Origin of the sequence: Enterococcus sp. C63, from assembly GCF_040887215.1 — a bacterium.
In the GTDB taxonomy this organism is placed as follows: Bacteria; Bacillota; Bacilli; order Lactobacillales; family Enterococcaceae; genus Enterococcus_B; species Enterococcus_B hirae.
Genome location: NZ_JBFOFI010000005.1, coordinates 1 through 22,746, shown reverse-complemented (window position 1 = coordinate 22,746; position 22,746 = coordinate 1). Strand labels below are relative to the sequence as shown.

Below are 22,746 nucleotides of genomic sequence, written 5' to 3'. Positions count from 1 at the left end.
TACCGTAATCATAAACAATCACCGAAAATAAATCAATACTTTTGATAAAAATGACTAGACATTTAAACAGACAGACGTTATACTACGTTTGTAATCGATTGCAAAATAAATTTGAGGTGAAAAAAATGAATGGTTTTATGGATAAACTTTCTCAAAAAATTATGCCCTTAGCCAATCTTTTAGGGCAAAACCGTTACTTAACTGTGTTACGGGATGCATTTATGTTGTCATTTCCGCTAACAATGTTTGGATCAATTGTGGTCGTTGTGAATAATCTACCGTTCTTCAGTGATGGTACCAAAGGCACGTTAAGCACCCTTTTTGGTAATGGTCAAAATGCGACGATGAGTATCATGTCCGTTTTTGTTACATTTGGTATCGGCTATTATTTATCAAAATCATATGATGTAGAAGGTATTTTTGGTGGTGCTGTTTCATTCGCAAGCTTTTTGATTCTCACACCTTTTGTGATGACAACAGCTGGTGGTGAAGAAGTTTCGGGTGTCCTATCACTTGATCGTCTAGGTGCTAAAGGAATGTTCATTGGAATGATTGCTGCCTTTTTAGCTGCGGAAATCTACTGTCGAATCACCAAACGTGGTTGGCAAATTAAAATGCCTGATGGCGTACCACCTGCAGTAACGAAATCTTTTGCTGCTTTGATTCCAGCTGTAGTCACATTGACTGTTTTCTTGATCATCAACGCTGTCATGACTGGCGTATTTAATGCGAACCTTCATGACTTAGTCTATGAAGTTATCCAAAAACCTCTAACTGGTTTAGGTAGTAGTTTACCTGCCACGTTGATTGCCTTATTCTTTGTTCAATTTTTGTGGTTCTTTGGTCTTCACGGTCAAATTATTGTTAATTCTGTTATGGACCCTATCTGGAATACATTGATGCTTGATAATTTAGAAGCTTATCAGCATGGGAAAGAACTACCACATATCATCACAAAACCATTTATGGAAACCTTTACCGTTGGTATCGGTGGCTCTGGAATGACGTTAGCAGTAGTATTATTGATGGCTTTTGTCTTGAAGAAAAAACAATACCGTGATGTTGGTCGTTTAGCGCTAGCACCTGGAATCTTCAATGTCAATGAACCTGCAATTTTTGGTCTACCAATCGTATTGAACGCAACCATTTTGATTCCTTGGGTCGTTGCTCCTTTGGTCGTGACAACGTTCAACTACTTGATGATGGCAGCTGGCATCGTTCCTCCGCCTACAGGTGTTTCAGTTCCGTGGACTGTGCCGATCATTGCTAGTGGTGTTTTAGCTACCAATTCATGGCTAGGCGGTCTCTTACAAGTAGTCGATTTTGTGATCGTCGCTTTTATTTGGTACCCATTCTTAAAAGTATTAGATAAACAACCTGATTTAGACGTTGTGTAAAGCCTTATCTACTCACCTGTGAAGCAAATCATCTTCTTTCTAATAGAGATTAAGCAAATTTTATAATCTAGCATGAACAGTCAAAACATGGAATGATGTGAATTGATTTGTTCATGCTTGTTTCATTGAAATGAGTGATTCAACAACTAAACTTCGTTATTTCTTTCTTGTCGAACGAAATAACTTTCGTTATACTCAATACGAGGTGAATAACGTGCCAAAATATGAAGAAATCGCAAATGTTTTAAGGGAAAGAATCCGTTCAAAACAATATCCACCAAACAGCTTTTTGCCTAATCAGATCACTTTAGTCGAAGAATTTGGCGCAAGTCGAATGACCATCAAAAAAGCCATCAATATTCTGGCTATGGAAGGATTAGTTTATTCGCAAAGAGGGGCTGGAACCAAAATTTTAGATCATCCTTTTATCGAGAAAGATACCTCCCCTGCCAATGAGTATGAGGGACTCAGTCATCAAATGAAGCGTCGTCATCGTTCACTGACGAGTCAAATCATTCAATTTGATGTCGAGTTTCCGAACCCATTTATTCAAGAAAAATTAATGATTGGTGCCGAACAACCGGTTTATAATATTCACCGTTTACGAATTTTAGACAACGAACCTTATATTTTGGAACATACATTTATGCCTGTACATTTAGTTCCAGGTCTAAAAAAAGAACATCTGCTTTCTTCTATCTATGATTACTTGCACCAAGATCTAAATCTTCATTTTGCAGGCGCCTATCGAGCAATTTCAGCAGATAAAAGTACGCACTTTGATCAGGAATACTTGAATTGTTCGGAAATAGATCCTGTTTTGGATGTGCAACAAGTCGTTTATCTAAAAGATGGTCAGCCCATCGAATATTCATCTAGTAGAAATCGGTTTGATGTCCGCAACTATTCCTTACTTGATGTCCGTTCAAACTAAAAAAATCCGTTTCAAAAATAGGAAACTATTGTGAAACGGATTTTTTGGTGTTTACAAAAGAGCAGAGTCAAACAGAATAATTGCCAGAAACGTTCCCACTCACTATACTGTAACTAACACAACACTTACTTTTTGTAAGTTAAAAAGAGGAACTCTCATGGATACTCAAATCAAAGGCATCCACCATGTTACCGCTATGACTTCAAGTCCCACTAAAATTTATCGTTTTTTTACGGATATTTTAGGAATGCGCTTAGTAAAAAAACGATCAACCAAGATGATATCGAAACGTATCACCTTTATTTTACAGATGAATACGGCTCCCCTGGAACTGACATGACTTTTTTCGCTTTTCCTAATCAACCTCAAGGAAGTAAAGGAACGGATACGATTTCTAGAGTGTCCTTTCGCGTACCAACTGATGAAGCATTGACTTATTGGTTCAAACGCTTTGAAGAAAAGAATGTTCTTCACTCTGCGATCAAGGAACGTTTTTCTAAAAAATATCTGGAGTTTGAAGACTTTGACCATCAATTCTATCAATTGATTTCTGATGAAAACAATACAGGTGTTGCTGGTGGTACTCCTTGGAAGAACAGCAATATTCCATCAGAATATGCAATTACAGGCTTGGGTCCAGTTTTTGTCCGAGTGAGTCAAATGGAACCATTACAGTTACTATTAGAACAGACTTTAGAGTTTAAACTTACTGATCAAACAGGAGCTTTTTCGCTCTTTGAAGTCGGTCAAGGCGGTAATGGAGCAAGCATCATTGTTGAACAGCGAGCAGATTTACCAAAAGCAATCGAAGGATTCGGCAATATCCATCACCTTGCCTTGCGTGTCGCTGATGAAGAAGCCTTACGTCACTGGATCCATGTGATCAATCAGATAAACGTACCAAGTTCAGGGTTTGTGGATCGCTTCTACTTCCAATCAGAATACTTCTTAGCTGCCACCCACGTTCTCTTTGAATTAGCAACAGATGGACCTGGTTTTTTTGGCGATGAATCAGCAGATACAGCTGGCGAAAAACTATCACTCCCACCACAACTCGAAAGTAAAAGAGAAGAAATCGAAGCGTACATTCGTCCCTTCGATACTCAGGATGCCAACCAACAACGAGAATGATCTTCTTTCTATCCAGACAGTCGTTTTCAAGAAACATAACTTTCAAGAAAAAGAGGTCAAATCATGGAATATTTTTTTCAAGCGGGAAAACAAACAAGTAGAAATTTACTCCTTCTTCATGGTACAGGTGGCGATGAATATTCTTTACTTGAAACCGCCCAGTTCCTTGAACCGGATGCTACGATTCTTTCATTTCGTGGTTCAATCAAAGAAGACGGAATGAATCGCTTCTTTCGACGGAATGGGTTGAATCAATTCGATTACCAGAGTTTAGCAGAAGAAACAGCGCTTCTGTATCATAAAATCTCAGCAGTTAGCCAAAAAGAAAACATCTCGTTACATGACTGGGTGATCGTAGGCTATTCCAATGGAGCGAATATCGCTGCTCACTTGCTATTATCGAGAAATACTGAGCTGCGAAAAGGAATCCTTTTTCATCCAATGTCTTTAAACGCCAATTATCCAGCAAAAATAATGACTGATACTCAGATCTGGCTTTCTTACAGCAAGACCGATCCAATCGTCTCCTCTATAGCGATTACGAATCTGATCAAAGATTTTGAAATGCAAAAAGCTCACCTCACATTCCAAGAAACGTTTACTGGTCATCAATTAACAAAGGCTGAATTAATTGCCGCAAAAAGTTGGCTTTCTTCGCTTTCGGTTAACTAATATTGGACGAAAGTTGTGATGCATCGGATTATTTTTTCAAAGTCTCTTTTTCAAAGACTCTATAATGAGGTACGCTCCAAAAGTTGTACGTGAAAACGACAATTTTTGGGGCGTATTTTTTTGTTTCGATCTTTACGCACGAAACAGAAAAATGAATGTAAGTGCTAGATCCAACTATCCATTTTTCTCAAATCATCTCTTTTAATTTTCATTTTGGAAAATCCTTCTTGGCTCCCCCTCATTATAAACGCATCATATGAAAGATAAATAGAAATATTCCTCATTTGAAAAAACTGTCGAATATGGATTTCTATTATAAAAATTAGAAAAAAATGAGTTTTTGATTAGCTAGATTTCCGAAAAATTGCTATAGTTTAATTAATCAGAGTTGCAATCATTTTAGCGTTCGCCAATTTTTTGTCGAGTTAATATGGTTCACTCATTAGGGAGGGGGCACGATGCTTCACAAAAAAAGAAAACAGATTCAACAAGTAATCTTTCTGTTATTGACACTTCTGTCAGTGCTTGCACAAACAAATGTTGTTCAAGCAGTTTCGTTAAATTTATTTGGTACGACTACCGCAACTAATAACAGTCAAACCAGTCCAAATGCGCCTTTTTTAAACCGAGTAAATGTCCCTGTCACTTTTCTCATTGAAGGAAAAAATGGCATCAGCGCTGGGGTTATCACAACTGGCGATAAATATGCCATTTTAGAAGCACCGACTGAAATGGTCGGGTATATCCAACCTAATGGGAATGCGACTGTTCAAACTACTGTTACTGTGCCACTTAGTCAGTCCCCTTTACAATTGATTTTGCCGACCATAACCTCTGTGATTTCGTTGATCGTCAACTCACCTTTAGTTTCCACACAAAATAAAACAGCGGTTAATCAGGCATTGTCAGAATTACGTTCGGAAACTTTTGGTGCCCAGAATCTTACTCTAGCTATCGTCCCACGGTCGAGCACTCAGTATGGCGTAGCGATTAGTCAAGGGCTATTACCCATCCTGACAACGACATTAAAAAATCGGATTCAAAATTTATTAACGATCGTCCAAGCTTTACCGCTGATTGGGACTGTTTTAGGAACATTATTGTCCCCCTTTGTCACAGCTTTGTCTCAATTTATTACGAGTTTAAATTCACCAGCTTCTGATAATAGTAAAAATTTGGTTGCTGCTTCGATTTTAGGTAATACGAGTGTTTCGCTACCATTTCTTTTATCTTCGCCCAAATTGACCCAAGATCTAACAGCTAATTTTAAGGGCGGTTTTATTCAAACAGATCAGTCGACGATTCAGTTAGGAACTACTACTGGTACAACACCTGTTTATTTTTCAGCCGGAGCACTCACCTGGCAGACCACAAGCTTGCCGACTCACTTGAACTTTGGTCAGCACTTGATCCAGACCCAACAGGATGAGCACTTAGTAGCCACCAATAACAATCAAGTAACTACCGGATCGATTTCGATTACTGATACACGGACAGTTGTAAAAAATTGGCAAATAAAAGTCCAACAACTTAGTCCTTGGCAAAACGGAACCAATCAATTAACGTCCCAATTACAAATCTCAACAGCAGATTTAACAACTACCTTTCCTATCACTGGGATCACAAGTACTGCTAATCAAATGGTCCCTCTATCTATAGGTACGCAACAAACATTACTCAAATTAAATGGTGTAACTGATCCTGGTCAAGTCCAATTAGCAATCAATCAGTTCTCATTAGCGGTTCCCAAAGAAAGTCTGAAAACAAAGGGAACCTACCAAACAATGGTGGAATGGCTCTTATCGGATACACCGTAATTTATTTAGGAGGAAGAAGAAATGAAAAAGAAAACGTTATCTTTTTTTATCTTGGGGATCAGCTTGTTTTCAAGTTCTCTCGTTTTTGCTGATTCACAAACCCAAGGAGAAGTGGCCTATGTGGAAGGCGCACTTGAATTTGACTATGCTGGCGGTATACCAACTAATTTAGACTTTGGGGATCATCCCCTGCAAACTGCAGCTGCTGAAAACTGGATTGCTACTGCTACAGGTGAACAAACCGGCTCTACACCTACTACTGGAACCGTAGCTGTTCGAGACAACCGAGGAAATCCGGCAGCTACATGGACAGTCAAGTTATCTCAAACTGACCAGTTCAAAACAGCGGATGATGTTGAGCTATCAGGTGCACAGCTCAATTTATCTTTTGGCGGACTTACAAATAATTTAGGGTTAGCCCCTACCAGTGCCTATGAAAACGATGAATTAGCGATCCAAGTATTCAATCAAGATGCTACGATTTTAGATGCAACCGCAGGTCAAAACTCGGGTGATACTGCACTAGCGATCAATCAATTCAGCTTATCTGTTCCAGCGAATACAAATAAAGTAGCCGAACAATATACTACTATATTAAATTGGACTTTCTCATTCAGTCCAACCAACTAAGAAAGGAGGAATGATCGTGAAAAAGTGGTTTTGGATACTACCCTTCTTCTTTCTACTGATGGGAAATCTTAACATCTACGGCGAATCCTTACAAAGTTTTGATGCACAAATACAAGTCAATGAATCAACACCATCAACAAACGACAATTATTTTGATCTACAACTAAAACCTGGACAGGAATCGACTTTGAATGTCTTAGTCACGAATCTAAAAGAAACTGAGATCACGATCATTCCGTCCTTTAATCGTGCAAAGACCAATCAACTAGGCGTTGTTGAATATTCTGGTAGAAATCAAGATCGTCCTAATAATTTGCCCATTGATATCGAGAAAATTGTTTCTGTTGATAAGCAAAAGTTTACTCTTGCGGGACATGAACAAAAAAAAGATTCCTTTAACCATCAAAATGCCAGAAAAAGATTTTGATGGAGTAATTGCGGGTGGGCTCTATCTCCAAGAAGAACCAAAAAAAGATATACAAGGAAATATCCAACATGTCTTTTCTCGGGAGATTGCTGTCTTACTTAAAACACAACTAAACAAAATCCAACCGAACTTAGAACTAAAAAAAGCAGCACCTACCCAAATCAACCAGAGAAATGCCATCAAAGCAACTTTGGAAAATACTAATGCTGCTTATCTATCTAGTGCTCGTATACACTATGAGATCAAAAAAGAACAACAACAAACCCCAGTACTAACTGGGACCCAGCCCATTTCGTTCGCCCCTAACAGCGGCACGGACTATTTGATTTTTTTAGAAGGAAAAGAATTCGAACCAGGAACCTATCAGCTAATGACGAATATCAAGAACAAGGAAATCAATTGGCAGCAAAAGATAAATTTTACTATTTCGCAAAAAACAGCTGCAACTTATAATGAACAAAATATATCTACTACAAAGGATGATCCGCAAAACAATTGGCTCCTTTGGCTAGCTGGAGGTATTATTTTCGCTCTCGTCCTCATTATTGTCTTTTTACTGTATATTGTAAAAAAGAAAAAACGATAACTGTTATCAAACAAAAACTAACTCTACCTAAATTTTCACGAGGCAGAGTTAGTTTTTTTCTTCTGATCTAGCAGTTATTGATATACTATCAAACACATTAGTTCTTTACTACGATCAGGAACAATCCCAGCCGTTCTTCAACAACTAGCGACTCCTTATTGTGGTTCTCCAAATCGGATGGTATCCCCAATCGCAAACTCTGGAAAGATTTGAGGCTCTACAACGATTGCTCCTGGCAAGACTTCGTTTTCTCCTGTGCGGAAATAAATGGAGATATGACCGAGGGTTTCAAAGTTATGATTGGCTTCACTGCCAACTTCTTTGATTTCATATTCTTGGTTGCCGATGGTCAGTATATCCCCTGTTTTGATGACATTTTTAGCCGTTTCATGATTGTCATGGACCACACAGATGTCTTTTAATTCAGGTGGTACCTGTTGTCCGAAAAGAATCATTAAGTACTCTGCCGCAAATTCTTCCACTAAAGAACCAACCTCAACAATCTTTGTTGTGTGCATGGTTTTCTCCTCCTTCTATGATAACGTCGTATCTTGTAAATGACGTAACTGCCAAACAGTGGTACTGGCATCTAGTTCAACGTCATCTTCAGTTAAGAAAGAACCCGCCAGTATAAAACGTTTTGCTACTACTTCTCCAGAGATCAGTCCGATCGGGATATGTCCCTCTCGCTTCATTTCTTCGTGGGTCTCAAGTACTCCTCGGACACAAAAACCACCGATTCCATCTAAATGATCCCCAGGTTGAATATCTTTTTTCGCTACCGCAACGGTTTCTGAAATTGGGGCGCCTAATGGAACAATGGCATGATCTTGTTGTAAGACAGCTTTTGCAATCGTAATTGGTGTTTCTAAACTTGCTAAATGATACGGGCGATATAAGATATGATGATCCCGTTCCCCTTTCTTCATCAAGTAATTCATTTCTTCAGCTACTTCGCTATTTTGCCCCTTAACGATAACAAAGACGCCTGGCGCTAAACCATCCACATATTCCACTACACCAAATTGAGATAAGACACCACCATTTTCTTTTAAATCTAACGAAGTAATGACAGAATCTAGATCCCCTTTCAAACCATGCATACCTACCTTGTCAGGGATATAGCCAATCGCATTTGATAAAAGATTCATTTCAGCCATTGTTTTTGTTCCATCTTGGAAAGCAGCTAGCATGTGAGGAGCCATTTGTTTTTTCTGAGCTTCTTTTTCAGCAGTTGCCGGATTTGCGGAAATATTCAATTGATTATTTTTGCCTTTTCCCGCAACTAAGACTTCCATCCCCATAGACGAAGCAAATTCAAATAATTCGGTGGTTGCTGCAGGTTCATCGCCATCTGATCCTGTATAGATCAACCCTGCTGAATCATAGAGTTTATGCATCAAAGGTCCAATAGTGATATCGATTTCAACATTTAATAAGACAAGATGTTTTTTTGCTAATAACGCTTCAAGCGCAATTTTTGCTCCTGCTTCAGGTACACCAGTAGCATCTACGATTACTTCATTCCAATCAGAGTGAATAATTTCTTTAGCATCTGTTGAAATAAGGACATCATTTTTAACTTTTGCCGAAGCTAGATACGCTTCTTTCGCTTTTTGTGCATAATCAAAGGACAAGTCACTGATCCCTGTTACGATCATCCCTGGAATTGACGCTATTTGTGCAATCATTCCCCTGCCCATTTGTCCTGCACCAATTACACCCACTTTGATTGGATTTCCTGTTTTTTCTCTTAATTGTAATTCACCATATAAAGTCATCTTATGTATTTCCTCCACTCATTCAATTTTTTATGTTTTTTTATAAATATTCTCTAAAGATTCGGTTCACTAATATTTTAGGCGAATTGGCAAAATTACCAATTGTCGAGCCCGCAATATGAGGGGTGATCGTGAGATTATCTAATGTTAGATAAGGATGGTCTGCGGGTAATGGTTCCTGTTCAAAAACATCCACTGCCGCTCCCGTAATCTCTTTGTTTCTTAATGCTTGAATCAAATCTTGTTCATTGACTAATCCAGCACGGGCACTATTGATGAAAACAGCAGAAGGTTTCATTTTCTTGAAATGCGACTCATTGATCATATGTTTTGTTTGAGGAGTCAATCGATAATGCATCGAAAAGATATCTGCTTTTTCCACCAGTTCCTCTAAGCTAACTTGAGTATCAGGGGACGTACCATCAAAATAATCATCAAAGAAAAGAATGTTACATCCAAAAGGTCGCAACAAATGAGAACTCGTTGGCCAATTTCGCCATAACCAATTAACCCAATCGTTGACTCTTTTAATTCAGGTGCTAATAGCCCATTAGGATAGTACTTTTGCCACTGATGCTCTCTTAATTTTTGATTTCCTCGTGCGATATTTCGAATTTCTGTCAAAATCAAACCAACAGTAAATTCCGACACACTAGTCTTACTTCTGCCAGGAGTATTATAAACAGCAATTCCTTTTTCTTCGGCATAGCTAACAGCGACATTTTCTGTACCTGATCGCAGTACGCCAACTAATTCCAAATTTTCCGCCCGTTCGATCACTTTTTTACCAATCGGTGCAAATTGAGTAATGATCCACTGATACTCTTCAATATTTTCTAAGAGATACTCTGGTAATTCGACTGCATCACACCCTTGTTTTTCAATCTTGATATTATCTTTTTGCAGACTATCTAAATCAGAATGCCGCCATTCTTTGATGTCTACAGAAATTCCTTTTGTCGCTAAATCTTTTAAGCCTTCTTCCATCATTTCTCGATCAATAAATAAATCTGCGATTGCTAAACATTTGATCATTCTTTATTCCCCTCCTCATTTAATACAACTGATACCCGGTAGCTTCCTGGGGTACTAGCCATCTCGAATGCTTTTTGAATATCCATTAATGGAATTTTGGTTTCGATCAATTTTGATACATCGACACGCCCTTCATTTAGGAGTGTAGCTGCGTCATAAAAATCTTCTAATGTGGAAGCATACGTACCGATCACTTCGAGACGCATATAATGAATCGTATTTGGCTGGATAGCCATTTCAGGCGCAGGATAACCCGCAGCATAAATCGAGATTTTCCCATCTTTTTCTTTCACCATCTCAAGGGATTGATTCATCGCCAAAGTTGATCCAACTGCGACAATAACGCTGTCAGCCCCTCTCCCATTTGTGAGTTCTTTGACTTTTTGGACTGGATCGTTTTGACTTGCATCAATCGCTTCAAACCCTAATTCCTTGATCAGAGCTAACTTTTTAGGCATGACCTCAGAAATAATGACCCTTGCGCCCATTGCTCGTGCTGTTAGTCCATTAAGAAGTCCCATTGTTCCTCCACCGATGATCACGATCGTTTCTTTCCCAGGCACTATTCGTAATTTTTTCATATTTTGAACGACGGAGGATAAGGGTTCGACAAAAGCAGCTTCTGAGGCAGATAAAGTTGGTCTCATCTTGACGAAGCTCTTGGCTTTACGAACAAAATAATTCGCAAATCCAAAAATCCCATAAAACTCCTTTGAATAATTCTTTCCAAATTGTCGTTTGTTTTCACAATTCGTAATTTCACCAAATTTACACTCATCACAGTAACCACAATAATCATAAAGTACACTGACACGATCTCCGATCTGGTAGGTATCGCCGACAGCTTTGCCTTTTGCTACGACAATTCCTGAACATTCATGTCCGCCAGCCATAGGATAGCCTTGATGTTCTCTAAGTCCTAACCATTGTTGATAGTCAGTTGTACAAATGTTACAAGCTTCTTGTTTTACTAACAATTCATCTTCTGCCAATTCAGGCATCGGTATTTCCTTGATCTTTGCATTCTTCTTCTCAGCTAAATAGCCAAACGTTATGTTTTTAGGTTGCATTTTTTCACTCCTATTCTATAATCCAATTGAAAAGGCATACGCAATGATAACTGCGATCGGCCCAGTTAAAATTCGCGAAAACAACACAGCTGGCACACCATTAGAAATCGTTTCTGGTTTTGCTTCTCCCAAAGTCATTCCTACGGGTGCAAAATCACAGCCAACTTGTGAATTGATAGCAAACAGTGCTGGTAGAGCGTAATGTGGCGGGATTGTACCATTAGCGATCTCTGTTCCGATCAATAAACCAATCACCGAAGCAATCACCGCCCCTGGTGCTAATAAAGGAGATAAAAACGGCAAACTAGTAATAGCACCTAATAGAACTAAGCCAAGTAAGCTACCGCCTAAAGGTGACAAAAACTTCGCAATAATATCCCCAATTCCTGTATAGTTGATAATACCAATCAAAGTTGCAACAAAAGCCATAAATGGAATAATATTTGTTAGCACGGTATCGATCGTTTCACGCCCTGCTTGATACATGATATTGATAAAGCTCCCCGCACCACGTCCGATGGTATCGATCAAGCCAAAAATCCCACCTTTTTTATTGCTATGATTTTTCTTTTCAGTGGTTTCTTTTGTTATTTCTGTAGTTGTTTCCGGTTTATTTGTGTTGATATTTGATGTTTTTTCATTCTTATCTTCTTTATTATGTACTTGTGCAGCTTCGCTCTCACTAATAATTTCTATGTTTGTAATCGTTGTTCCTGAAACAAAAATATCTTCTGTCATAAATTTCGCCAACGGCCCAGAAGGCGCTTGCAATTTTACGTTGATTGTTGGGATCTTCATTCTTGGATACGTTCCACAGCGTGCTGTTCCGCCACAATCAATGACTGCACACAAGGTTTCTTCTTTTTCCACTGGATTTTTAAATGCATCAACCGCTGTTACCCCAGCTAATTCCGCAATCTTTTCAGCGACGGGATGAATACCACCACCGGTTACACTGATAACGTACTTCTTACGTTCATCATTTAACGGAATGGTTAATGGTCCTCCCCAGCCTCCATTTCCTTTATGGATAATTAGTTTTTTCGCTTCCATCTCTACCTCCATTCTCAGTTTCGTCTATGCCTCTGTTGTTTTTTTTGCTTCTCTTTGTGTTAAGAAACGAGCAATTTTTTCTGTAATGATTCCTCGTACTAAGATAATCATAAAAGCAGCCAATAAATACCTTAGACCTAATTCACTTTGATTTCCCACTTTACCAAAGCCAGCTGCTACACCAAGATAAACAAATAGTTCAGCTGAATTTGCATGAGGAAATAATCCCACGATGGGATGAAGCATTGACACCGTTGCATCATAGTAAGCTGCCTTGTGTTCTTCTTTTAAAAATCGTCCAAATGTATAACACATTGGATTTGTTAAAAAGAAACACGCTAAAAACGGAATCAATGTATAACGTAATAACGTGAATTTCGTACATCGTTGCATGAATCCAAATACTCTTTTTTCTCCGATAATTTTTATTAGAGCGTTTACAAAAAGAATCAAAGAAATCAACAGCGGAACGATCGTCGTTAAAAATCCAACAAAAGTATCTGCTCCAGCTTGAAACATTCCCATAAAGCCATCTGACAACTTCACCAGAAAATTCAAATCCCATTCCTCCTTTTAAGATCAAATTGCGCGCTTTTATCAAAAGACAATTCATTTGTCATATGATACCACACCAAGAATATATCATTTGACAAAATTAATGTCAATTGATTTTTTGAAAAAATAAAGTACACTAAAAATGGAAATGTTTTTTATTAAATGTATGACAGTTATGATTACCCGATCGACTTGATCTATTTAAGTGAAGTGAATAACTGGAGTGAAACGATCAATTGGAGGAAAAAATGAGTAAGTCTGAAGAAAGAAACATGGTGAAAGTAGCAACTTTATATTATAAAGAAGGTCTGACACAAGCACAGATTGCTAAGAAAATGGGAGTCTCTCGTTCACTCATTTCTAAATGGTTAATTGATGCTCGAAAAGCAGGTTTCATTGAATTTTTTATTAATAGTGAAAATATCTATGCCATTGAATTAGAAACCGAACTAGAGAAAAAATTTGCCTTATCTTTTGTTAAAGTGGTGGACAAAACGAATCTATCTTATCCAGAAATCGAGAAAATGGTTGGACAAATTGCAGCAATTTCTTTAAAAGATAAGATTGCAGCTGCGAAAACAATCGGGATTTCATGGGGAAAGTCAATCAAAAGCTTAGTTACTCAATTTCCATTTGAGAATTATCCTGATACAACATTCATTCCATTAATTGGCGGCATGGGATATGATCATTTTGATATCCACTCCAATCAACTTTGCCATGAATTTGCTCGAAAGACACGTGGTTCTTCAAAATATCTTTACACTCCAGCACTGGTTTCTAATGAGATAATTCGTCAAGAATTTGAAGGTAATATCTACATTGATAAAATTCTCTCTGAAGCCAAAAAAGTCGAATTAGCACTTGTCGGTATCTCCTCCCCTGATCATTTCAACACGATGGAAGAAATCGGGTATACTAATAAAAAAGAAATGGCACAATTAAGAGGGATTGGTGCAGTTGGGGACATCAACTCCCGTTTTTATGATAAAGATGGGCAAGAAGTAAATCATCCAATCAATAAGCATGTGGTTGGTTTAAGTCTTGAAGAGCTTAAAGCGATTCCTGAAACCATCGCTATTGCTTATGATGATGCGAAATGGCAAGGAATCTATTATGCTTGTAAAAATCAACTGATTGACTCCATCATTACTACCGACACCATTGCGGATCACTTGATTCATATGGATATTTAGCAATAACAAAAACGGAAGTTACGTAAGAGCAGTTCCGATTCTCACCTGTTTCCTTTATCTGCTCTTGAATCTCCTAACTATTTCCGCTATGATTAAAAAGTAATAAAATATGATTTTGTTTGCAGGGGGACGCTGTTGCGTTGAGAAGGTAAAACCTGACCCTTTGAACCTGTTTGGTTGATACCAGCGTAGGGAGCAAATGTCCTTTTTGTTGATGCGAAATCAAAACAAACAAGACATTCTTCTTTCTAGGGGAATGTCTTTTTCTATTTTAAGGAGGATTACAGATGAAAAAAGTGCTTAGTATTGCAGGATCAGATTGTAGTGGTGGCGCGGGTATACAAGCCGATTTAAAGACTTTTTCTGCTCATCGAGTGTATGGAATGTCGGTTATCACCTCAGTCGTAGCTGAAAATACGGTTCGTGTATTGACCTACCAAGATATTTCCCCTCAAATCATCAAAGATCAAATGGATGCGGTTTTTGAAGACATTTTTCCCGATGCCGTAAAAATTGGGATGCTTTCTAGCCAAGAAACAATGCTTGCAGTGACTGAAAGTTTAAAAAAATGGCAACCACAAAATATTGTTTTAGACCCAGTGATATACGCTAAAAACGGCAATGCGTTGATGGAGCCAACTGCGATTGATACACTGATTCAGACGGTTCTTCCCTTAGCTAACTTGATTACACCTAATATCCCAGAAGCAGAAAAAATTGCTCAATGTACGATCTCATCAATAGCAGATATGGAACAAGTCGGACGAACCATCTACGAAAATAGTGGAACAGCTGTTTTAATCAAAGGTGGGCATAAATCTGGCGAAGCTACTGATGTGCTCTTTGATGGAAATAAATTCTATCACTTTACTGCAGAACGAATCGAAACCAAAAATACTCATGGGACAGGGTGTACGTTATCTTCTGCTATTGCTTCTGAATTAGCTCTAGGAAAATCTTTAGAGCAGGCTGTCTGTGAAGCAAAGAAATACGTTACACTTGCAATCCAACATTCGTTGGCGATCGGTCAAGGACATGGTCCTACGAATCATTTCTACTCGCTTTACCAAAATACCGTTGAAGAGGAGTAATTTTATGTCATCATTTGAAACGATTATCCAACAGATTCGTGCATGCAATCCGTTGGTTCACCATCTAACGAACTATGTAACAGTCAATGATTGTGCCAATATTACTTTAGCTATTGGTGGTTCTCCGATAATGGCTGATGCGATTCAAGAAGTAGCAGAAATAACAGCTAAAGTGGATGCACTCGTTCTCAATATAGGAACCTTGAATGAACAAACCGTCGATTCGATGATTCTTGCTGGCAAAGAAGCGAACAAGCATGGAATTCCGGTCATATTCGATCCAGTCGGTGTGGGTATTTCTCAATTTCGTATGGATGTGACTAAAAAGTTATTAAACAGTATCCAATTTACAGTCATTCGTGGAAATTATTCAGAAATCCTTTGTCTAGCAGGTATTCAAACTTCAGCTAAAGGAGTAGACACTTCGCTTGTGAATCAAAAAAAAGAAACTGAAGTCATCAATATTGCACGAACACTAGCTTCTTCTTTTCACTGTATCATCGTCATAACCGGCGCAATCGATATCGTTTCAGATGGAGTTCGAACGATGCAGGTAAAAAATGGTTGTGCTGCAATGCGCCATGTTACTGGTACTGGTTGTATGTTAGATTCTCTAATTGCTACTTTTTGTGGTGGTTATTCCGATGATTTTTTTGAAGCAGCCGTAAGTAGCGTGATTGCAATGGGTGTTGCTGGTGAATTAGCTTTTGAAAAGGCAAAAACCAACGGAACAGGTAGTTTACGTACTCATTTAATAGATGAAATAAGTAAACTAACGGATCAAACCTTATCAGAACGAGGTGACTTTATTGCATACGATGATTGATTATCGGCTCTACCTAGTAACAGATCCACTCTTATTCACTACAAATACACTGTTGGAAGCTGTCTCACAAGCACTTGAAGGAGGCGTTACTGCTGTCCAACTCCGAGAAAAACAGTTAGATTCTAGAAAGTTTTACGAAGAAGCCATACAGATAAAGCGATTAACCAAAAGATATAACGTTCCCTTGATCATCAATGACCGCCTTGATATTGCTCTGGCATGTGATGCAGACGGTCTCCATATAGGTCAAAATGACTTACCCTTAACTATAGCTCGTAAGCATCTTGGACCAGATAAACTAATCGGTGTTTCAGTACAAACGGTTGAAGAAGCCATCGAAGCAGAAAAAAATGGTGCGGATTATCTAGGAGTCGGTGCAATGTTTCCTACAGATACCAAACCAGATGCAATACATGTCACAACTGAAGAATTAGAAAAAATCTGTGCGCAAATCTCGCTTCCAATCATTGTGATCGGTGGAATCAATCAGCAAACAATCCCAGCTTTTCACTCACTTCCCATTCAAGGTTTTGCTGTCGTATCTGCTATTTTGTCAAAAAAAGATATCAAAAAAGCCAGTCAGGAACTTTTAGGATTGATTGATCAGACGATTGGGAGGTAAATCAATGTCATTTTCAAAAAATTTAAAAATCGAAGCTTATGACAGCTGGGAAAAAGGATTTAATCATCCATTTATTCAAGAATTAGGAAAAGGTATTCTTGCTAAAAAGACATTTCAATTTTATTTACTACAAGATTACTTGTATTTATTTGAATATGCTAAAGTATTCGCATTAGCTGCCACCAAATCAGACAATGAACATCAATTGTTTCATTTTGTTGAAGCACAATACAGTATTCTAGCAACAGAACTTGACTTACATCGCCAATATATGTTGGATTATGCTATTGAAAAAGAAGAATTTAACACCGTACAACCTTCTTTTTACAATCGCTCTTATACAACAAATATGCTAGCAATCGGCCATAGTGGAGGTGTCGCTGAAATCATCGCAGCTATCCTTCCCTGCGCTTGGACCTATTACGATTATGCGAGTCGTTTAAAAAAACGATATCAATCGAGTTTAGAAAAGAACCCCTATCGCTCCTGGATTGATTTATATGCAGATCCTAGTTTTGAAAAATCATTTGAGTGGATGTTTGACCTGTTGGATGAATTAGTCGAAATGAAAAGTGCGAAAGACCAACAAAAAATAAAACAAATTTTTATATCAAGTTTGGAATTTGAGTATCTTTTTTGGGAAATGTCTTATCATGAAGAAATGAATCTGATTCCATTATCAGAATAAATTGTATAGTGATTTCAGTAGACAACTTCTTCTGCTTTCGTTTAAAGCAAATCTAGTAAAACATGTTAAGTCTAGGACACTCACCTTTTAATCTCTATACCAGACGAAAACTCAATCATTGTAGGACGGATAGAGTATTCTATCGGTCCTGATTTTTTTATAAAAAACTACCACACTACCGCTAAGATGAAGTTATTCAACCCATCAATCTGAAAGAACTTATTTGATCACGCCAAATTACTAAATCAAATTGTGTATGTCTTTTACTGCTTTGAGAATAACCGTTTGTCTAGTCCTCATCGGTGATTGCACTCATTCGACATAAAAAATAGTAATCTCTCTATAAAATTAACTGACGAAAATATAATCATAAAAAACACAAATTCTTTATTGAACCAAATAGAAATTTCCCATAAACTCACATTCCTAAGTCACACATTGCGTCTTTTAACCAAGGATGTAAAACGAAAATATCCGTTAAAGCCCACTCAATATAGGTTTTACACCCTTGATCTAAAGAGATGTCTAAAGCTTTGTTCAATTGTTTTAAATAAGGAGCACTATGGTCTCTATCCCATTTAATCTTATCTGCAATGAAAACAACTTTATCTAAACTAGAAGCATTTTTTTTAAGCGTTGTATGACATTCAATAGCTGATAATATTTCTCTATCCTTGATATTGAATAGTTCTTTTGCTATACATACTGATTGTTTTTGGTGGAGAATCATAGGTAGTTTCTCTTCTTCTTTTAGAACTTCCTCCCCTAAACTCTTTTGTAGTTCTATCCTTTCATCATCAGGAATGATTACGCTAATATCATGTAACAAACCAGCAAGATAGGCTTTATCTTTTGGTACGTTAAACTTTTCTGCAAGTTCTTTCGCCTTGTTGGCTACTTCATACGAGTGAAAGACGGTTTTATCTTTCTCATAATAATTCAAAAATTCTCTGACTTGTATTTCAATATTTTTAGAACTAAAGGGTATCTTATACTCAATAATATTCTTCATTTTAACTCACCTTCCAATGAATGCCTTTACATTATTATGTATTAATAAGGTCAAAAATAAAGTTCGACAATCATTCCATCCTCTGATAGTTTTGCTCCATTAAGCTTTCACCTATCAGCTCAGATGATTTTAGGAAAAAAGCTAAAAGAAAAATGAAGATAGACTGATTTGCAGTATGAAAAATTGATGTTTGCTCCTTTTTAGCTTTTCGATTCCCCTAGATCAGGGTACAACGAATAAAATCATCAAATCAATCTAAGTGCGTTTTGATTTCTTACTGTCTGACTTATTCCTATCAGATAACAAACCATAAGTGGCATAAGCAGGAATTACTATAGCTAAGAACATTTTAACAAGAAACTTAAAAACTTTCATATGATTCACCATCCTTTATATGTTACTCATACTTTATCATAATACCTATTAATAACCCAGCTATCACAGGCGATCGTTTATCCTTAGAGACTAACTACTTCTTACTTCTCCCTCATTATTTCATGAGGTTGTGAAAAGAGTGTCTTGACCTGAGCGCTCACCAATTAAAAACTGCGACGAGTAATCGCAGGAGCATTAAGGATGAAAATCTCGAAATAGCTCCTCATGTTTTGAGATTTTTTGACTTATCGCCGAAGGTCAGCTCTTTGAACACCGTTTATTCGTTTTTAGAGATACTAGAATATTATCTGTCATGGTAATACTATTTTAACCAAATAAAAAGAACAGAAAGAAATTTTCTTCTTTCTGTCCAAATGATTCTGAGGTTTCTCTTCACCAACATCATTTGACAAAGAGACCAAAAATGTAAGATCCATTAGGAGTTCTATGATACCCCAAAGCTGAGGTTTAGCTAGAACCCTGATTATTTTAATTAGATAATTACCCATCTCGTATCTTCTTAGTTCAGTTTGACTAAATGATTTATTTCAAAACAAGATTGCTGACTTAAATCCTAATTAAGCATAATCAAACAAATATGCTGCATCAATTCATCTCACATTTTAATTTTGTAAAAAATTGATATTTGTTTCACAATTTTATTGTAAAACAAAACAATGCTTATTGGAACAAACACCCCTAACATCAAGCGGAATAATCCATTTATAGGTGTTATTTCGCCATGCCTCATATTAAAAATTTGAATAGGTATCATATGAAACAAGAATATATTCTTACTATAGGAGTTTAAATTTTCAAAACTTTTGATTTTACTTTTAGAAATAACCAGCAGTCCATACAAACTAAAAATAAAAGGGATTGTGAAATACATAAAATTCTTATCGATTCCTTGATTATAAAATGTGATTATCCCTTCGACTCCTCCTAAAAAACACGCAGCGACTAGTCCATATATGAATAACTTTCGATGCTTTTCTAAATTATGTACATTATCAGCCAAAACAAATCCTATGGAAATAAAGAGTGGACTAAAGAATAACCCATTTCTTGTAGTAAAAAAAATATTAAAGTATTTTTCCATAACTGATATGACCATTGGATTTGATATAAATAAGGAATACGTTTCAAGGGAACCAACAGAAAAAAATAAAAAGCAAACCAGAAAAATCCATTTATATCTAAATCTTTGAAACATATATTTAACTATAGCTAATGAACTTATCAAAGCAGGAAAATACCATAAGTGATAGAAGCTTCCGGTATATAGGAAACTAACTACCAATGCCAATAATATTGACCATAAATTCCACTGAATATCAACTGTATCTTGTAACAGTTGAACACCAAACGGAATGTACAACAAAAACACTATAGTATATAGACGTACTATTCTTCTTAGCCACATCTTCGAATATCCTTCCCTCTTACTATTTATCCGAAAGAAATATGCATTATTTACAAAAAAGAATGGAACAGCAATACGACAAACCATACTTTTTAGAAAAAAATGCACTATCGGGTGACTAGTAATGGTCCCACAATGAATAACAACAACACAAATCATCGCAATAAACTGAGCAATAAATAGTTTTTGATTCTTATTATCCATAATCCCTCCAACAAGCAAATTTGACTTTAATAGGATAGAAATAAAAATAGAATATGTACCAAAAAAAAATTTGGAGATAATTAACTCTAACATCTATATTTTCTCTTTCCTTTTTACTTTCTTAAATCCACAATACTATATTAATTATAGTATTGATTAATGTAAAAAACATTAGACTAAAGTCCAATTCATTTAATTCATAATTGTATAGAGTGGGAGCAATTTTAAACTATTGAGGTATTCAAAAAAACAATAGATAGATCCCTATTTTTTTAAAATTAGATGATTACCATTATCGTATTTTCTTGGCTCAGTTTGATTAGATGAATTATTTCAAACACAGATGAGTGGGTAAAAACGACTTTCACTATACCTAGAAGCCAGAAAAATCATAGGCTATCTAACGTTTGAATCCCTGTAGAACCCTCACCCATGATAATGACCATTTTCTGCTCTTTGTAGTAGCGATAGCAACTCATAAAAATCATCAGATAGAAAAACGTTTTCTTCATCTTCATTACCTCTATTCATTTTAGCTTCTAGTACGGCAGTAGGTACGGTTCTTTTCATGATGTGGAATGATTTTCTGTATAGAGAGTAGGACAACGCTTCAAAAAGAAAATGGCTCTATAACAAAAAAATCTGAGACAGAATGAGGTTCATTCTGACCCAGATTTGTTTTTACACCACGCATCAGTTCTTATTGACAAAGAGCCAAAGAAAACCCCTAATGTAAGACACATTAGGAGTTCATTATGATACCGGCGGCCGGGGTCGAACCGGCACGCCCTTAACGGGCACTGGATTTTGAGTCCAGCGCGTCTGCCAATTCCGCCACGCCGGCGTAAAAAAACTGGGGTAGCTGGATTCGAACCAACGCATGAGGGAGTCAAAGTCCCTTGCCTTACCGCTTGGCTATACCCCAATAAGAAAGGGCGAATGATGGGAATCGAACCCACGAATGCCGGAGCCACAATCCGGTGCGTTAACCACTTCGCCACATTCGCCATTATAAACAATGTTATTTTATTTCTCAATAAAAAACTAAGATGAGTACATCTTAGTCAATACCGGCGGCCGGGGTCGAACCGGCACGCCCTCAACGGGCACTGGATTTTGAGTCCAGCGCGTCTGCCAATTCCGCCACGCCGGCAAGTTGATTTTATTAGTACTAAGGCGGTAACCGGATTTGAACCGGTGATGAAGGTTTTGCAGACCTCTGCCTTACCACTTGGCTATACCGCCATTATACTATTTTCAATCTATAAATGAAATTATAGAACTGGGGTAGCTGGATTCGAACCAACGCATGAGGGAGTCAAAGTCCCTTGCCTTACCGCTTGGCTATACCCCAATAAAGAAGGGCGAATGATGGGAATCGAACCCACGAATGCCGGAGCCACAATCCGGTGCGTTAACCACTTCGCCACATTCGCCATGGCAGGGGCAGCAGGAATTGAACCCACACTAACGGTTTTGGAGACCGCTGTTCTACCTTTAAACTATGCCCCTATGTAATGGAGGAGAGTGGATTCGAACCACTGAACCCTAAGGAACGGATTTACAGTCCGTCGCGTTTAGCCACTTCGCTACTCCTCCATGGTGGCGCGGGACAGAATCGAACTGCCGACACACGGAGCTTCAATCCGTTGCTCTACCAACTGAGCTACCGCGCCAAATTTTAAAATGTATTAATTGAAAAAGAATGACGGTTCCGACGGGAATCGAACCCGCGATCTCCTGCGTGACAGGCAGGCATGTTAACCCCTACACCACGGAACCAGTTCATTATGGAGGTTAACGGGATCGAACCGCTGACCCTCTGCTTGTAAGGCAGATGCTCTCCCAGCTGAGCTAAACCTCCATTTTTCAATTAATGACCCGTACGGGACTCGAACCCGTGTTACCGCCGTGAAAGGGCGGTGTCTTAACCGCTTGACCAACGGGCCAGGAAAATGCTACGGAGAGTAAGGGATTCGAACCCTTGAGACAGCGTGAACCATCTACATGATTTCCAATCATGCTCCTTCGGCCTCTCGGACAACTCTCCAGAGTGAAAGAAGCTCATTACTCTTTCTCATAAATGAGAACTCCGGCAGTAGGACTCGAACCTACGACATCATGATTAACAGTCATGCGCTACTACCAACTGAGCTATGCCGGAATCACCTTGTTCGTTTTTTACAACGAACACACACATAAGATAATCTTATGGGGA

Annotated in this window: 22 protein-coding genes, 15 tRNA genes, 1 pseudogene and 1 riboswitch; of the genes and pseudogenes, 14 read left to right on the top strand and 24 right to left on the bottom strand. The window is 37.8% G+C overall.

Features of this window, described 5'->3' with window-relative positions; translation table 11 throughout:
* Positions 1 to 125: 125 nt before the first annotated feature.
* The 9 genes from celB to AB3H90_RS08575 all read left to right on the top strand — a co-directional run bounded on the left by celB (position 126) and on the right by AB3H90_RS08575 (position 7,594).
* Complete coding sequence (gene celB / locus AB3H90_RS08615) at positions 126 to 1,397, top strand: PTS cellobiose transporter subunit IIC (protein WP_010719614.1); 1,272 nt, start codon at positions 126 to 128, stop codon at positions 1,395 to 1,397.
* A gap of 214 nt (positions 1,398 to 1,611) precedes the next feature.
* A complete protein-coding gene (locus tag AB3H90_RS08610; protein ID WP_368016564.1) occupies positions 1,612 to 2,331 on the top strand; it encodes a GntR family transcriptional regulator in 720 nt (239 codons plus the stop codon).
* A gap of 157 nt (positions 2,332 to 2,488) precedes the next feature.
* The gene (locus tag AB3H90_RS08605; RefSeq protein ID WP_368016563.1) at positions 2,489 to 2,671 is read left to right on the top strand and encodes a VOC family protein; all 183 of its coding nucleotides are present in this window, start codon (positions 2,489 to 2,491) and stop codon (positions 2,669 to 2,671) included.
* A complete protein-coding gene (locus AB3H90_RS08600) occupies positions 2,668 to 3,462 on the top strand; it encodes a VOC family protein (RefSeq protein ID WP_201701221.1) in 795 nt (264 codons plus the stop codon). The genes AB3H90_RS08605 and AB3H90_RS08600 overlap by 4 nt, the downstream gene beginning before the upstream one ends.
* 63 nt (positions 3,463 to 3,525) lie before the next feature.
* Complete coding sequence (locus tag AB3H90_RS08595; RefSeq protein ID WP_368016562.1) at positions 3,526 to 4,134, top strand: alpha/beta hydrolase; 609 nt, start codon at positions 3,526 to 3,528, stop codon at positions 4,132 to 4,134.
* Positions 4,135 to 4,592: 458 nt separating this feature from the next.
* Positions 4,593 to 5,951 carry an adhesive domain-containing protein gene (locus tag AB3H90_RS08590; RefSeq protein ID WP_368016561.1) on the top strand — a complete coding sequence of 453 codons (1,359 nt, stop codon included), beginning with the start codon at positions 4,593 to 4,595 and terminating at the stop codon, positions 5,949 to 5,951.
* Between the two features lie 21 nt (positions 5,952 to 5,972).
* Positions 5,973 to 6,581 (top strand): WxL domain-containing protein, encoded by a 609-nt coding sequence (locus tag AB3H90_RS08585; protein WP_368016560.1) that lies wholly within the window; start codon positions 5,973 to 5,975, stop codon positions 6,579 to 6,581.
* Between the two features lie 16 nt (positions 6,582 to 6,597).
* Entirely contained in the window at positions 6,598 to 7,008 is a 411-nt protein-coding gene (locus tag AB3H90_RS08580) for a DUF916 domain-containing protein (RefSeq protein WP_368016559.1), read from the top strand.
* Entirely contained in the window at positions 6,956 to 7,594 is a 639-nt protein-coding gene (locus AB3H90_RS08575) for a DUF3324 domain-containing protein (protein WP_368016558.1), read from the top strand. Before AB3H90_RS08580 ends, AB3H90_RS08575 begins: the two co-directional genes overlap by 53 nt.
* A 155-nt stretch (positions 7,595 to 7,749) precedes the next feature.
* On the opposite strand, the gene AB3H90_RS08570 is transcribed toward AB3H90_RS08575, so the two are convergent.
* The 6 genes and pseudogenes from AB3H90_RS08570 to AB3H90_RS08545 all read right to left on the bottom strand — a co-directional run bounded on the left by AB3H90_RS08570 (position 7,750) and on the right by AB3H90_RS08545 (position 13,091).
* A complete protein-coding gene (locus AB3H90_RS08570; protein ID WP_010737306.1) occupies positions 7,750 to 8,112 on the bottom strand; it encodes a PTS glucitol/sorbitol transporter subunit IIA in 363 nt (120 codons plus the stop codon).
* A gap of 15 nt (positions 8,113 to 8,127) precedes the next feature.
* A complete protein-coding gene (locus tag AB3H90_RS08565) occupies positions 8,128 to 9,375 on the bottom strand; it encodes an NAD(P)H-dependent oxidoreductase (RefSeq protein ID WP_368016557.1) in 1,248 nt (415 codons plus the stop codon).
* A gap of 40 nt (positions 9,376 to 9,415) precedes the next feature.
* Positions 9,416 to 10,362, bottom strand: a pseudogene (locus tag AB3H90_RS08560) (2-hydroxyacid dehydrogenase).
* Between the two features lie 44 nt (positions 10,363 to 10,406).
* Positions 10,407 to 11,480: a zinc-binding dehydrogenase gene (locus AB3H90_RS08555; protein WP_368016556.1), complete on the bottom strand. Its 1,074-nt coding sequence runs from the start codon at positions 11,478 to 11,480 to the stop codon at positions 10,407 to 10,409.
* Positions 11,481 to 11,495: 15 nt separating this feature from the next.
* Positions 11,496 to 12,533, bottom strand: a complete 1,038-nt coding sequence (locus AB3H90_RS08550; protein WP_010737302.1) for a PTS glucitol/sorbitol transporter subunit IIB — start codon at positions 12,531 to 12,533, stop codon at positions 11,496 to 11,498.
* A gap of 24 nt (positions 12,534 to 12,557) precedes the next feature.
* Complete coding sequence (locus AB3H90_RS08545) at positions 12,558 to 13,091, bottom strand: PTS glucitol/sorbitol transporter subunit IIC (RefSeq protein WP_010737301.1); 534 nt, start codon at positions 13,089 to 13,091, stop codon at positions 12,558 to 12,560.
* 245 nt (positions 13,092 to 13,336) lie between these two features.
* Between AB3H90_RS08545 and AB3H90_RS08540 the strand changes: the two genes are divergently transcribed.
* The 5 genes from AB3H90_RS08540 (at position 13,337) to tenA (ending at position 17,511) form a co-directional block, all read left to right on the top strand.
* The gene (locus AB3H90_RS08540) at positions 13,337 to 14,284 is read left to right on the top strand and encodes a sugar-binding transcriptional regulator (protein WP_368016555.1); all 948 of its coding nucleotides are present in this window, start codon (positions 13,337 to 13,339) and stop codon (positions 14,282 to 14,284) included.
* A 113-nt stretch (positions 14,285 to 14,397) separates the two neighbouring features.
* Positions 14,398 to 14,496: riboswitch (TPP riboswitch) on the top strand.
* A gap of 75 nt (positions 14,497 to 14,571) precedes the next feature.
* Positions 14,572 to 15,375, top strand: a complete 804-nt coding sequence (gene thiD, locus AB3H90_RS08535) for a bifunctional hydroxymethylpyrimidine kinase/phosphomethylpyrimidine kinase (protein WP_368016554.1) — start codon at positions 14,572 to 14,574, stop codon at positions 15,373 to 15,375.
* A gap of 4 nt (positions 15,376 to 15,379) precedes the next feature.
* A complete protein-coding gene (gene thiM, locus AB3H90_RS08530) occupies positions 15,380 to 16,201 on the top strand; it encodes a hydroxyethylthiazole kinase (protein WP_368016553.1) in 822 nt (273 codons plus the stop codon).
* Positions 16,185 to 16,823, top strand: a complete 639-nt coding sequence (gene thiE / locus AB3H90_RS08525) for a thiamine phosphate synthase (RefSeq protein ID WP_368016552.1) — start codon at positions 16,185 to 16,187, stop codon at positions 16,821 to 16,823. Before thiM ends, thiE begins: the two co-directional genes overlap by 17 nt.
* A 4-nt stretch (positions 16,824 to 16,827) precedes the next feature.
* Entirely contained in the window at positions 16,828 to 17,511 is a 684-nt protein-coding gene (gene tenA, locus AB3H90_RS08520; protein WP_063626851.1) for a thiaminase II, read from the top strand.
* Between the two features lie 418 nt (positions 17,512 to 17,929).
* Here tenA and yqeK read toward each other — a convergent pair whose 3' ends face one another.
* The 18 genes from yqeK to AB3H90_RS08430 all read right to left on the bottom strand — a co-directional run bounded on the left by yqeK (position 17,930) and on the right by AB3H90_RS08430 (position 22,692).
* Positions 17,930 to 18,523, bottom strand: a complete 594-nt coding sequence (yqeK, locus tag AB3H90_RS08515; RefSeq protein ID WP_010719632.1) for a bis(5'-nucleosyl)-tetraphosphatase (symmetrical) YqeK — start codon at positions 18,521 to 18,523, stop codon at positions 17,930 to 17,932.
* A gap of 991 nt (positions 18,524 to 19,514) precedes the next feature.
* Positions 19,515 to 20,528 (bottom strand): acyltransferase family protein, encoded by a 1,014-nt coding sequence (locus tag AB3H90_RS08510; protein ID WP_368016551.1) that lies wholly within the window; start codon positions 20,526 to 20,528, stop codon positions 19,515 to 19,517.
* Between the two features lie 389 nt (positions 20,529 to 20,917).
* Complete coding sequence (locus tag AB3H90_RS08505) at positions 20,918 to 21,040, bottom strand: hypothetical protein (protein WP_368016550.1); 123 nt, start codon at positions 21,038 to 21,040, stop codon at positions 20,918 to 20,920.
* Positions 21,041 to 21,287: 247 nt separating this feature from the next.
* A tRNA-Leu gene (locus AB3H90_RS08500) sits at positions 21,288 to 21,372 on the bottom strand.
* 9 nt (positions 21,373 to 21,381) lie between these two features.
* Positions 21,382 to 21,453: transfer RNA gene (locus AB3H90_RS08495), tRNA-Gln, on the bottom strand.
* Between the two features lie 9 nt (positions 21,454 to 21,462).
* Positions 21,463 to 21,535 (bottom strand) — tRNA-His (locus AB3H90_RS08490).
* Between the two features lie 61 nt (positions 21,536 to 21,596).
* Positions 21,597 to 21,681, bottom strand: a tRNA-Leu gene (locus tag AB3H90_RS08485).
* Positions 21,682 to 21,702: 21 nt separating this feature from the next.
* A tRNA-Cys gene (locus AB3H90_RS08480) sits at positions 21,703 to 21,773 on the bottom strand.
* 37 nt (positions 21,774 to 21,810) lie between these two features.
* Positions 21,811 to 21,882 (bottom strand) — tRNA-Gln (locus AB3H90_RS08475).
* A 9-nt stretch (positions 21,883 to 21,891) separates the two neighbouring features.
* Positions 21,892 to 21,964, bottom strand: a tRNA-His gene (locus tag AB3H90_RS08470).
* Between the two features lie 2 nt (positions 21,965 to 21,966).
* Positions 21,967 to 22,040, bottom strand: a tRNA-Trp gene (locus AB3H90_RS08465).
* 6 nt (positions 22,041 to 22,046) lie between these two features.
* Positions 22,047 to 22,127 (bottom strand) — tRNA-Tyr (locus AB3H90_RS08460).
* A 1-nt stretch (position 22,128) separates the two neighbouring features.
* Positions 22,129 to 22,204, bottom strand: a tRNA-Phe gene (locus AB3H90_RS08455).
* 33 nt (positions 22,205 to 22,237) lie between these two features.
* Positions 22,238 to 22,310: transfer RNA gene (locus tag AB3H90_RS08450), tRNA-Asp, on the bottom strand.
* Between the two features lie 9 nt (positions 22,311 to 22,319).
* Positions 22,320 to 22,392, bottom strand: a tRNA-Val gene (locus tag AB3H90_RS08445).
* A gap of 13 nt (positions 22,393 to 22,405) precedes the next feature.
* A tRNA-Glu gene (locus AB3H90_RS08440) sits at positions 22,406 to 22,477 on the bottom strand.
* A gap of 12 nt (positions 22,478 to 22,489) precedes the next feature.
* Positions 22,490 to 22,578: transfer RNA gene (locus AB3H90_RS08435), tRNA-Ser, on the bottom strand.
* A 40-nt stretch (positions 22,579 to 22,618) separates the two neighbouring features.
* Positions 22,619 to 22,692 (bottom strand) — tRNA-Asn (locus tag AB3H90_RS08430).
* Between the last annotated feature and the right edge of the window lie 54 nt (positions 22,693 to 22,746).